This is a genomic window from Anoxybacillus andreesenii, from assembly GCF_030813005.1.
GTDB lineage: Bacteria > Bacillota > Bacilli > Bacillales > Cytobacillaceae > Robertmurraya > Robertmurraya andreesenii.
Window position 1 is genome coordinate 213,027 of sequence record NZ_JAUSTU010000005.1, and the last position, 11,543, is coordinate 224,569.

An 11,543-nucleotide genomic window follows, 5' to 3' on the forward strand; every position below is an offset into this window, starting at 1 on the left:
AAATGTTTAGCTCTCCCTCTTCATTACATTTCTTTCCGTCGGCATTCTTATAGCATTCTCAAGGGTTGGTACCTTGCCAATGACTTCTATCGCTTTCTCTACATCCCTTTCTTGCGGGAGAATAAAGACCCCTATGCGACCATCATCTAAGTCCCTTTTCGCCAAAGGTACAAGAGCCGGAGTTCCTGAATCACGGTAGACACCCAGGGCAGTCGAAACATCATGAAGAATCGCTTGACGCTGACCAAGATTGGCGATCGTCGATCTGGCATCGAAATTCTTTGGTTTGAGAATAAATCCCATCCCATAACGCAATACCTCTTCCCGTCTCTCAGGCAGCCCAATATTCATAATGTAAATATTGTCTACATAAAGACCGGCTCCTTCGAATCTTGGTTCAGCATACTCAATATCGACAATATCCTGTAGCTTACCACCAGCCATTAGTATTTTAGAAATAAAAAAAGCAATGACCCCTGCAATCAATCCTACCCAAATATTTGCAAGGAGGTATCCCAATGTCGTTACTAAAGATGTAAAAATAACTAAATAATTTCGACTTTCAAATGCAATGGCAATCCCCTCTATATAGGTCTTCCCACGGGGAACAAGCTCCAAAGAATCTAATTCTGTTAAGGTATTCCTTTCCATATTCCGCACTTCCCGGAACTGTGAAGCCGCGATCGTCAAGAAGGTAACTGCCGTAAAATCTTCTTTGAGGATCGATGGAACGGCAAGGGTTCCGAGTCCCGCAGCAATAAATCCCAGTGCGATGTGAATGATTTTCCCATGCAAATAGGTCGGATATTGCCGATAATCCGTTCGCAGCATGTAAATTCTCGTTGATGTACCGATGATGATTCCAAGTACAATGGGATATGTATACTCATTCATGATAATTTTTGCTTCTCCTTTTCTAGGTGTTTTAGATGATTTTCAATGGTCAGTGAAAGCTTCTTTAATCCATTTATCCCTAGTAAAATGGTGATAGAAAGAGCCAAAACATCCAAAAAAGCAGGCATTCCAATGGGATATACGATTGAAAATTTCCTCAAGTAAATGCCATATAGAAAATCACCTTGAGCTGCCCCTGATATGATTGCAAGTAAACGGAGCTTCAACTCCTTATGAAGCAGTACCGCAAGACTTACTAAGAGAAAGGAAAGCATTAAACAACGATTAAAAAGTACCCACACCGGATCATAAAGTTCAAATAAATAGAAAATCATGTAAGACAGCAGCATGATAAGAGATGAAATGAATGTGTAAATGCCCTGCCATCGATCAAGTTTACCTATCAGGTAGTAGACCGTCATTAGAATGAACAAGCTTGAGAACGAAATATGGAGATGGAAGAATTGCAATGAATGAATAGAGAATATCATGGTAAGAAGCAGCCAGATCGATACTTTTAGCCTCTCCTTCCCCTTTTTCATAAGAAAAGTACTGTAGATCCAAAGTAGCCAGAAAAGCCAATAAAAGATAACCCCTTCCACGTTCACACCTCCTATTATTTCCAGTATGGCTCTCTGCTATGTACTTTAATCGGCGTGCGAATAATCTTTTATAAACGGAAGAATGTTAAAAGGAGGAGGTGTTAGTAGTAGATGGGTAGAGATCGTCAGGAAGGAAAGATAAAGAAAAAGAGATTAGTGGAGTCCGATCGGGATCAGGCTCTGCATTATCCTGGTGCAACGAAAATGTCGAGTCCTGAAGAAGCGAGAAAGCTGAATGATAATAAGCGATAAGATAAAGCAATGGGTTTGTTCAGAGTACCAACAAGCCATACATTTTTTGCACACAAAAAGCTCTCTTGGCGAGAGCTTTTTCATCGTTTTCTTCTACTGTATTTTTTTGTATCGATCCCCCGCTCCGTAAGCCAGTGATGGGACTGACCCGAAATGACAAGAGGCACTTGCTGTAAATCAGCAATCTTCCTTGCCCCCAAAGCCGTCATTAAGTAGCGAAGCTCATTCTTCATTTCTTCAATTTCTTCAATAAGAGAATCAATCCCTTGATCGACTAATATCTTTAAAAATCGGCCAGCCATTCCAGCCGCAGATGCACCGAGAGAAAGCCCTTTGACAATATCTAAGCTGCTCTGTATTCCGCCCGATCCAATGATCGAGATATGGGGTGCTGCCTCCTTAGCTTCGATAATAGAAATGGCAGTTGGGATCCCCCAAGCATCAAAAAACGACAGCAGTCTTTGCCTTCTTTCATTTTCAATTTTTGCAAAATTTGTGCCGCCAAAGCCTCCTACATCTACCGCCTTGACACCGATAGATTCAAGCTTTTGCACCGTTTCCATACCCATGCCAAAGCCAACTTCTTTGACAATAACCGGGATGTCCAGATTGTTGATCATCGTTTCGATACGAGAAAGGGCTCCCGCAAAATCTCGATCCCCTTCTGGCATGGTCAGCTCCTGGATCGTGTTCAAATGGATCTGTAGAGCATTGGCTTCAAGCATGTCCACAGCTATTTTCGCTTGCTCTACTGTAGCCTCACTACCAAGGTTAGCCCATACCATTCCATGCTTGTTTTCCGTCCTCACAATTTTGTAGGTATTCCTTTCAGATGGGTTCTTAATACCCGACATTTGTGAGCCGACTGCAATTGGAATCTCCGTCTCCTTAGCAACAATGGCCAATTTTTGATTAATTTGATATGTAGCTTCCCCACCGCCACCTGTCATGGCATTGATAAAAATTGGCGAACTTAAGGAAAGTTCGCCAATCTTCGTACTTAATTCAACCTGCTCCACTGAACAATCAGGTAGGCTTTGGTGGACAAAAGCGATCTCTTCAAAGCCGGCAAGCCCGCTTTGACCTGTTTTTAAAGCATGTCTAATATGCTCTGTTTTTCTTTTAGCTCTCGTCACAGTCATCACCGTTAGTTCTTTAAATTCTTAAGCTGATCCCCAATCATTTCACCAAGCTGGAAACCTTTGGACTCTTCTGGCAACTCATAGTCAACCGTTTCGGGTTCCTTTTCCGCTAATTCCTTGATGCTTAAGGAAAGTCTTCCTTCTTCCTCATTCACATCTAGAACCTTCACCTTGATTTCCTGACCTTCTTTTAACACCTCATGAGGGGTTGCGATATGTTTGTGTGAGATTTGGGAAATGTGAACCAAGCCCTCAACTCCAGGGAAAACCTCAACAAAAGCACCATAGGATACGAGTCTTTTCACAACACCGTCTAAGACTGTTCCTTTCGGAGCTTTCTCTGAAAGACTAGCCCATGGTCCAGGTAAAGTTTCTTTAATCGATAAGGAGATTCTTTCATTTTCCTTGTCAACATTCAGTACCTTTACTTTCACCTCTTGGCCTTCTTCTACCACATCTGATGGTTTCTGAACATGCTCATGGGATAATTGGGAAATATGAACAAGCCCATCAATTCCACCAATATCAACAAAAGCACCAAAGTCCGTTAATCTTTGCACTTTTCCTTCAAGGATTTGACCAGGCTGGAGCGAATCTAATAGTGCATGCTTTTGCTTGCCCATTTCTTCCTCAACGACTGCTCGATGGGATAGGATCAGTCGATTTTTTTCCTGATCAAGCTCGACAATCTTGAAGGTTAACGTCTTGCCTTTATACTCGGAGAAATCCTCGACGAAATGGGATTCAACGAGAGAAGCCGGAACAAAGCCACGAACACCTAAATCAACAACCAATCCACCTTTAACAACATCTTTGATTTCGGCTTCAAAGATTTCACCTGACTCAAATTTCTGCTGCAGCTCACTCCACGCTTTTTTGGCATCCACTTTTCTTTTGGAAAGAATGAGTGCATCCTCTTCTACCTTTAATACTTCTAATTCAAGCTTTTGACCTTCCTCAACAGCATCACCTGCTTTTTCAATGTGAAGGCTGGAAAGCTCACTTATCGGGATAATCCCATCTAGCTTACTATCTGCGATATCAACGATAACCTGCTTTTCTTCCACCTTTGTAACGGTACCCGTTACACTATCACCAATTTCAAAGCTCTTAACCTCAACTTGATTCATCTCTTCAGACATATGTAATCCTCCTTAATCCAATCGCTACTGCCTAAAAGGTTTTATAGTAATGAAAAATCACTTTTTCTCAATGGAAAAAATTAGACTTTTGCCTTGTTGTCTAACTTCAATTATTTTGCTTTTCTTATAACTTCTTACAAAAGCACCGTTTTGTCAAGAAAGACGACCTCGGCTATTTTTTATGTGCCTCGATTAGCTTTCTAATTTCATTCATGATCACTTCTGTTGTTTCTTCTGCAGATGCTTTGTTGTTACGTAAGCTACTCATATCAATAGGATGTCCAAATACCACCTTAAGCCTTGAGAACGCCTTGTATGGACCAATGATTGCGCAAGGGACGACAGCAGCATCTGTTCTTAATGCAAAGAAGCCTGCACCTGCCAACCCTTTCCCGAGCTCTCCGGTTTTGCTTCGGGTGCCTTCAGGAAAAAGCCCTAACACATGCCCATCCTTTAAGACCTTTAGTCCTTTTCTTAGCGCTTCCCTATCGCTCATTCCTCTCTTGACAGGAAAAGCATTCAAATGTGGAACCAAACGGCCTAGAATAGGTACGGAAAAAAGCTCTTCCTTTGCCATAAAATGAACGGGTCTAGGAGCAACTATTCCAACAATAGGGGGATCAAAATTATGGATATGATTTGTACAGAGAAGGACCCCTCCCTCTTTCGGCATGTTCTCTTTCCCGATTACCTCCATTCGATAAATGGGCTTGAACACGCCATATACAACTGCTTTCGCAAACGAATAAAATGACATTCTATATCGTCCTTTCCATTGCTAAGGCCATGATTTTTTCAACCACCTCATCAATCGTCAAAGCTGTGGTATCGATTTCCACGGCATCATCTGCCTTTTTTAATGGGGCCACTTCCCTTTCTGAATCCAGCTTATCCCTTGCTGCAATCTCCGCTTTTAAGATCTCCAAATCCGATGGATATCCTTTTGCAAGATTCTCAGCATGCCTTCTTTGCGCTCTCTCCTCGACACTTGCCAGAAGAAAAACCTTCACTTCTGCATGGGGAAGTACATGTGTCCCAATATCTCTCCCATCCATGACTACACCGCCGTTTAATGCAAACCGCTGTTGTCTTCTCACCATCTCTTCACGAATCAGCTTATGCTTTGCCACAATTGAAACATGATTCGTGACATCGGAACCACGAATTTCAGATGTTACATCCCTTCCGTTGACAAGTACCCTTTGTCCATCCTCAGTTGGTTCAAGAAGAATTTCTGTTTCTTTTAGCATCTGCCCTAATAATTCTTCATTCTGAAGGTCAATCCCTCTTTCGATCGCTTGAAATGTTAAACCTCGATACATTGCACCTGTATCGACATATATGTAATTTAATTTATTGGCTACAATCTTTGCCACAGTACTCTTTCCCGCTGCAGCTGGCCCATCTATCGCAATTGAAATTTTCTTCATATTTCCTCCTTAATACCTCTCTAGCCCAAGTTTTTTCTCAATTTCTTTTCACTCTATTTTATCATATGTCCACTTGTTCCTATTAAGAAAAATAATCACTATTTTTATTTTTTCATTCCCTCTTGATAATATGATGATCAATAAAAAAGAAGCAGTTTTTCCTGCTTCAGTCACCACTATTAAAAACCTCTAGTAATTCAGAAAAATTATTTTCTGTTACTCCCTCATATTGAGTAATTTCTTTTAACTCCGGGAACAAATCCCATTTATGTAAGAGCATTTGAGCCAAAAGCAAAAATAACAACTGGATAATCACCAACTTCATAATGATTCTCTCGATCGTTTTCATGTATCCTCCATTAAATAAATGTCTATTTATTTACATTATTGGAGTGTTTAAGTGAAGTTATTCCTGCTCAAGCAAGCCTTTTTTTCTCATGACGACCTGACGATCAAAACAGAATCTGAGGAGTATCTGTCTTTCATGTGCGTTTACTTCAGCAAACTGCAGAGAAACTTTATTTCTTAAATCATCTGAAGGGATGATTCGAATCACCTTTGCATTGAATTTAAGATAGTGGTATTCACCAGAATGCATCGGCAATACTAGCCAAACATGAAGCTGATTTCCGGGCTGAAGCTTCAAGCTGTTGGGAGCAATAATGGCTGCCCCTCCAGCACTAATATCTGAAGTGACTGTAACAAAGGGAGCAAACTCCTTATTTAGCGGATGTACAGCAACATCCACGGCTGTTTCCACACGTACATATTGACGTCTCTGAATTTTAATAAGCTGGTCGTCTCCAGGATAGGATAAAATGATCATCGGAATATTTTGCCTAACCCTTCCGACCACTTCTGATTCGAATAAATAGACAGAGCCGTCCTGGGCAACAAATGAGCATTTTAACTGTGTCCCATCAATAAAGAACGCAGTTTTTTTCGTCTCAATATTAATCGGATAATCAATATAGATAAATTGACCTTTTCTTTCTACGAGTTTACACTTAAACTTTTCGAATTTATCACTATATTTAATTTCTAATATGAACTGACTTCCAATTTTCATCATCATAATCACACTTTCCCTACATCCTCTTTGGCCTAGCAGTTAACTTTAATTATGACATGAGAATAAAGAAGTACGCAAGATGTATGACAAAAGTTGTAGTTTGCTAAAAATAGTGGCTGCAACAATGGTTATATCATCTAGAAATTCCTTTTGGTGAAGGAGTATTCTTAAATGATGCATTTACATGTAGATTGAGCTCCTTCATCACCTTTGCTGCTTTGAGTTCCAATGACAAAAAAAAGGAAAAGCACAGAGGCTTCTCCCTTCTTTTAACTTCGAATGATGTCTATGAAATATTAAACTACATTCTCATAAATAGGTTCAGCATTTTTCAGCTTCTCAACCTTCTCTTCTACCCCAGTGTCAGCATTGATAAAGATCCGGTACGTGTCATCACCCAGGGTTCCCAAAAACTCATAGCATAGTACTTCTTGATTCAAATCATTGACGATAACGCTTAAGCGTTCATCCATCACTTTTACCTTTGGATTAATTTCTTTTCGGACCTCATCCTTCGTTTTGGTCGGTTTCGGAATGTTCCTTGTATGATTGGATTGAAGATATTCCTCAGCCGAAAACCCGAGAATATTGCCATTATCGAGAGCAACCTTGACATTGATCGCATCAGGATAAATTCTTACATTGTCTTCATGGGTGACAAAGGTAAAAACTCCCATGTTATCATATTGAACACTTTCAAATAAATCAAGATTTTTGAAGCCATTATCCTTTAGGAACTTGATAGCCTGATTTCCTGCCTCATTGAGACTGATTTTCGGCTCTTTGACATCTCTAGAGCGCATGAACCAGATCGGGTAGCCTCCTTTCTTTGTGAGGTCCATATTAGCTTCCTGCTTCGTTTTTTTATCTTGAATCGAAATGCTGTAAAAGCCGACATCTGACCCTTTTCCGTTCTCAGTCACATGTATATCTACATTATTGCCAAAGCCAGAGTATTTCTTGGCAATATTCGCAGCTTCTTTTTTCGTAATTTCTTTTCCTTGTAAATGTTTATAGCTACTTTCCTTATTTTGCATGCTTACAAAGGTTGGACCGAAATCTGTATCGCCGTAGCTGGAGACTGTTTTTTCCACGGTCTTAAATCCGTCAATAATGGTGTTGTCTAGAGGAGCTTTATCAGAAGCCAATGCCAGCTCCACATCCATCCATCTTAAATTGTTGTTCAAGACCGCATGCTGAACCTTTCTTAATTCTTGTTGAATATCCCCAGATTGCTGGTAGAGCTTCTTCAGTGAATCATATTCTGTATCCGATAATGGCTCCTTATCTAAATCTCGCACAGCCGTCCGGTAGCTAAAGTCGCCAATTTTTGATAGAAACTCCTCTGTCTTATTAAAAGGTAATAAGGTCAGAGGCAGCTGTCCCACATTGCTGTGAGCCTCCGAGGTTAATTTCCAGACGTCCGCAAGTGCCGGAGAAAGCGATTTCCGTGAATTCATTGCAAGGGTCGTGCCAATCTTGTCCTTTAACAAATCGATTTGATAGGTTAAATCGTGGAAGGCCCTTTGATAATTATTCTCCGCATTGATTAAGATCGCATTTTTTTCCCGATGCTCCTGATATCCCCAAAAGGCAGTACCAGCAACTCCAAGAGCTAGAACACCAATTAGAATCCCTCTAATCAAAATTGATCACCTCTTTATTTACAGAATATATGCTTCCCAATTCGCTTCACCTGCGGCCTTGACCAAATCCACCCGCTCGTTGCCGTATCCGGGTTAAAGTAATAAATCGATCCTCCAGTTGGATCCCATCCGTTGATCGCATCCAAAACAGCTTTCTTAGACTGCTCATTTGGTGTTAACCAAATTTGACCATCAGCCACTGCCGTAAAGGCACGCGGTTCAAAGATCACGCCAGAAACAGTGTTTGGAAAGCTTGCACTCTCTACACGGTTGAGAATCACGGCTGCCACCGCAACCTGCCCAATATAAGGCTCTCCACGTGATTCACCATGTACAGCATTGGCCATTAGCCGAATATCATTTTGAGAAAATCCACTCGGGACGTTGGTGGCCGCCTTCTTTGGCTGGGACTGGCTACTTGGTTTCGAAGCTTGTTGGTTCTGGGAAGAGGTATTTGCTTTATAATTTTTTGTCGCTTTTACTAATTTGTTTTTTGTATCATTGCCTGCTAATCCATCGATGGGCAATCCAAATTCATACTGAAAATTTCTTAATGCCCAGTAGGTGCCCCAGCCAAAGACACCATCAATCTTGCCATGGTAAAAGCCGAGAAATTTTAACCGTGACTGAAGTTCAATCACATCATCACCAACCGCTCCCTGCTGAATGACTTGACTTGAGAATGCCTTTACTTTTCCCTCATTCTGACTTAAGGGGATACAGATCATACAAATGGTCATCACGAAAATTACCTTTGCAATGACTATATTCTTTTTCAACGAATGCACCTCCAACTATATTAAGTCTCGCAATGTATCTCACGAGGAAATACATAACACCTTGAGCCTATTTTTTGTAGTAAGAGGGTTTTTATTCAAAAAACGGAATCCATTTCAATGAAAAAACCCTCCCAGGCTAATACGGGAGGGTTTTATTCACTTCGAGATGGGTCTCCGAATGTAGAGAACGGGCAACCTTTACTTTTTTCAGAGCTAGCCACCATAGAAAAATCATAAAAGGGAAAATAAAGACGAGCCAGTTCTCAATAGAAATGAGAATATAATCATAAATTCCATGGAGTAAAAAAGGGAGTAACAGCGAGTAAACGAGCCATTTCTTGTTGGAAACAAGACTGAATTTTCCTTTTCCAAAATAATATCCCATAATCACACCAAATAGGGCATGGCTTGAAACAGGTAGCAATGCTCGACCTATAGCATATCCTAGGCCATTTGACAGTAAGTACAGAATATTTTCTACTGTCGCAAAACCTAAAGAAACCGCTGCCCCATAGACGATTCCGTCATAGGGCTCATCGAATTCCGCGTGCTGGTATACCGTATAAAACATGATAAACCACTTAAAGAATTCTTCTAATAAACTTATTGAAAAAAAGGCATGAATGACGTTTGAATGGACCACATGTTCAGCTTCAAGTACATACTGAATAAACATGAGTGGAAAAACGAGCAGTGCTCCATAGATAAAAGCTTTGAAGACCACTGAGATCGGCTCTGAATCGTATTCATCTTTTAAATAGAAATAACTTAATAACGCTAATCCGGGGGCAATCCCAGCAGATAATATCCCGAGCATTCTCTGTCCTCATTTCTTTCTCTAGGATTTTTTTCTACAAGCTATCTCCACTTATCAAAAAAAGTTTGAGAAAAGAGCTATCTTAATCGTATCATGTAATATAGAGATTGAAAATGACAGAAATGCAATCGGAGGAAAGTTTTATGAAGAAAAAAATACTCGTCATCCATACAGGGGGAACAATTTCAATGTGTGAGGATGAAGCAACCGGTGCGGTGAGACCAAGCAGCTCAAATCCACTCACAGACAAAACGCAAGGATTAGTTGATTTTGCCGATTTGATCATAGAAGAGCCTTTTAATTTGCCCTCTCCACATATCACACCAAAAGAAATGCTTGATTTAAGGGAATTGATTTTACAAAAAATCTCTGTGAATCAGATATCAGGAGTAGTCATTACCCATGGAACGGACACTTTAGAAGAAACAGCCTATTTCTTAGATTTAACTGTTCAAACTTCCATTCCTATCGTCGTAACGGGAGCTATGCGGTCCAGTAATGAAATAGGTTCTGACGGACTGTATAATCTCATTTCATCCATTAAAGTAGCCGCTAGCGATGAAGCGAGGGAAAAAGGGGTTTTAGTTGTTTTAAATGATGAGATCCATACAGCGGAAAATGTTACCAAAACCCATACGAGCGATATATCTACCTTTCAAAGTCCACAATATGGACCGATCGGCATCGTCACTAAAAGGGGGGTAATTTTTCACCATATTCCATTAGGGAAAGAGTATTATGATATACAGGATGTGTCTAAACGAGTAGTTCTTATTAAAGCACATGCGGGAATGGATTCCACTCTCCTGCATGCGATCAATGAGCTACCTTGTGATGGCATCGTGATTGAAGCGCTCGGACAAGGAAATTTGCCTCCGGCTACGATTCCCGGAATTCAAGCACTTATTCAAAACGACATTCCTGTAGTGTTCGTGTCCCGTTGTTTCAATGGGATTGCCCAGGACACCTATGCTTATTTGGGTGGGGGAAAACAATTCAAGGAGCTGGGTGTCATTTTTTCAAATGGCCTTAATGGCCAAAAAGCCCGACTTAAGCTGCTTATTCTTTTAGCAGCTAAGAGGAATCTAAAAGAAATCGAGGAAGCCTTCTCGTTATAGAGCTAATTGCATTAAAAATGGGGATGTCCGATAAGTCCTTAAAATAAAGCAAGTGGAGAAGAACGGATTGTTTTTCTCCACTTGCTTTTATATTTTTCCTCGGATCTTCTGAAAGTAGCTGGCGGATGCCTGCTACTTTCAGGATGTTGTGGGCTAATGCCACAATCCCAAACTCGATATGCACTTTGTCGAGGCCCCGTAGAGAAAATCTACGGAACGATCGATTGCCCTTGATGTGACCGAACACACTTTCTACTTCGATTTTGCGTCGAGCGTAGATAGTGGCTTTTTCCTCACATTCAAGGGCTGTTTTTGCCTTCGCTTTCATTTCTTCGAAGACTGTATTCCAATGAACCTGACGGTTCCCCTTAGCCTTTGTACATTGTGCTTTTAAAGGACAGTCTGTACAATCTTCACATTCATATATTTTAAAGCTTTGTACATAACCGGAACGATTTTTCTTGTTTTGATATTTTCTAAAAGTAACTTTTCTTCCACTAGGGCAAATGAAACAATCATCTTGTTCTAAATAAGTCCAATTTTTTGCGTTTTTTATATCATTCTTATATTTACGTGTCTTTTCTTGTATGTACGAACCATATGGAATAAGAAAATCAAATTTTTGTTCCTTTTCATCTCCAACTGCATA

Annotated in this window: 14 protein-coding genes; 2 read left to right on the forward strand and 12 right to left on the reverse strand. The window is 40.4% G+C overall.

Going from position 1 to position 11,543, the window contains the following annotated elements; genetic code table 11:
• Nucleotides 1-6: 6 nt before the first annotated feature.
• Both J2S07_RS07530 and J2S07_RS07535 read right to left on the reverse strand, forming a co-directional pair.
• On the reverse strand, nt 7-894 hold the full coding sequence (locus tag J2S07_RS07530; RefSeq protein ID WP_307149804.1) for a YIEGIA family protein: 888 nt from the start codon (nt 892-894) through the stop codon (nt 7-9).
• Entirely contained in the window at nt 891-1,496 is a 606-nt protein-coding gene (locus tag J2S07_RS07535; RefSeq protein WP_307149805.1) for a YphA family membrane protein, read from the reverse strand. Before J2S07_RS07535 ends, J2S07_RS07530 begins: the two co-directional genes overlap by 4 nt.
• A 111-nt stretch (nt 1,497-1,607) precedes the next feature.
• On the opposite strand from J2S07_RS07535, the gene J2S07_RS07540 reads away from it, so the two are divergent.
• Nucleotides 1,608-1,748 (forward strand): YpzI family protein, encoded by a 141-nt coding sequence (locus tag J2S07_RS07540; protein WP_307149806.1) that lies wholly within the window; start codon nt 1,608-1,610, stop codon nt 1,746-1,748.
• Nucleotides 1,749-1,828: 80 nt separating this feature from the next.
• Here J2S07_RS07540 and fni read toward each other — a convergent pair whose 3' ends face one another.
• The 9 genes from fni to prsW all read right to left on the reverse strand — a co-directional run bounded on the left by fni (nt 1,829) and on the right by prsW (nt 9,776).
• Entirely contained in the window at nt 1,829-2,884 is a 1,056-nt protein-coding gene (gene fni / locus J2S07_RS07545; protein WP_307149807.1) for a type 2 isopentenyl-diphosphate Delta-isomerase, read from the reverse strand.
• Nucleotides 2,885-2,895: 11 nt separating this feature from the next.
• On the reverse strand, nt 2,896-4,032 hold the full coding sequence (rpsA, locus tag J2S07_RS07550) for a 30S ribosomal protein S1 (protein ID WP_307149808.1): 1,137 nt from the start codon (nt 4,030-4,032) through the stop codon (nt 2,896-2,898).
• 172 nt (nt 4,033-4,204) lie between these two features.
• The gene (locus J2S07_RS07555; RefSeq protein WP_307149809.1) at nt 4,205-4,789 is read right to left on the reverse strand and encodes a lysophospholipid acyltransferase family protein; all 585 of its coding nucleotides are present in this window, start codon (nt 4,787-4,789) and stop codon (nt 4,205-4,207) included.
• Between the two features lies 1 nt (nt 4,790).
• Nucleotides 4,791-5,462 carry a (d)CMP kinase gene (cmk, locus tag J2S07_RS07560; protein WP_307149810.1) on the reverse strand — a complete coding sequence of 224 codons (672 nt, stop codon included), beginning with the start codon at nt 5,460-5,462 and terminating at the stop codon, nt 4,791-4,793.
• 166 nt (nt 5,463-5,628) lie between these two features.
• Nucleotides 5,629-5,811 carry a DUF5359 family protein gene (locus J2S07_RS07565; RefSeq protein ID WP_307149811.1) on the reverse strand — a complete coding sequence of 61 codons (183 nt, stop codon included), beginning with the start codon at nt 5,809-5,811 and terminating at the stop codon, nt 5,629-5,631.
• A 57-nt stretch (nt 5,812-5,868) separates the two neighbouring features.
• Nucleotides 5,869-6,537: a flagellar brake protein gene (locus tag J2S07_RS07570; RefSeq protein ID WP_307149812.1), complete on the reverse strand. Its 669-nt coding sequence runs from the start codon at nt 6,535-6,537 to the stop codon at nt 5,869-5,871.
• Nucleotides 6,538-6,830: 293 nt separating this feature from the next.
• Complete coding sequence (gene ypeB, locus J2S07_RS07575; RefSeq protein WP_307149813.1) at nt 6,831-8,180, reverse strand: germination protein YpeB; 1,350 nt, start codon at nt 8,178-8,180, stop codon at nt 6,831-6,833.
• A 14-nt stretch (nt 8,181-8,194) separates the two neighbouring features.
• Nucleotides 8,195-8,920, reverse strand: a complete 726-nt coding sequence (gene sleB, locus J2S07_RS07580) for a spore cortex-lytic enzyme (RefSeq protein WP_307149823.1) — start codon at nt 8,918-8,920, stop codon at nt 8,195-8,197.
• A 175-nt stretch (nt 8,921-9,095) separates the two neighbouring features.
• Nucleotides 9,096-9,776 (reverse strand): glutamic-type intramembrane protease PrsW, encoded by a 681-nt coding sequence (gene prsW, locus J2S07_RS07585; RefSeq protein WP_307149814.1) that lies wholly within the window; start codon nt 9,774-9,776, stop codon nt 9,096-9,098.
• Nucleotides 9,777-9,919: 143 nt separating this feature from the next.
• Between prsW and J2S07_RS07590 the strand changes: the two genes are divergently transcribed.
• On the forward strand, nt 9,920-10,894 hold the full coding sequence (locus J2S07_RS07590; protein ID WP_307149815.1) for an asparaginase: 975 nt from the start codon (nt 9,920-9,922) through the stop codon (nt 10,892-10,894).
• Here J2S07_RS07590 and J2S07_RS07595 read toward each other — a convergent pair.
• A partial coding sequence (locus J2S07_RS07595; RefSeq protein ID WP_307149816.1) for a transposase occupies nt 10,851-11,543 on the reverse strand: 693 nt, incomplete at its 5' end. The two genes, J2S07_RS07590 and J2S07_RS07595, sit on opposite strands and share 44 nt — an antisense overlap.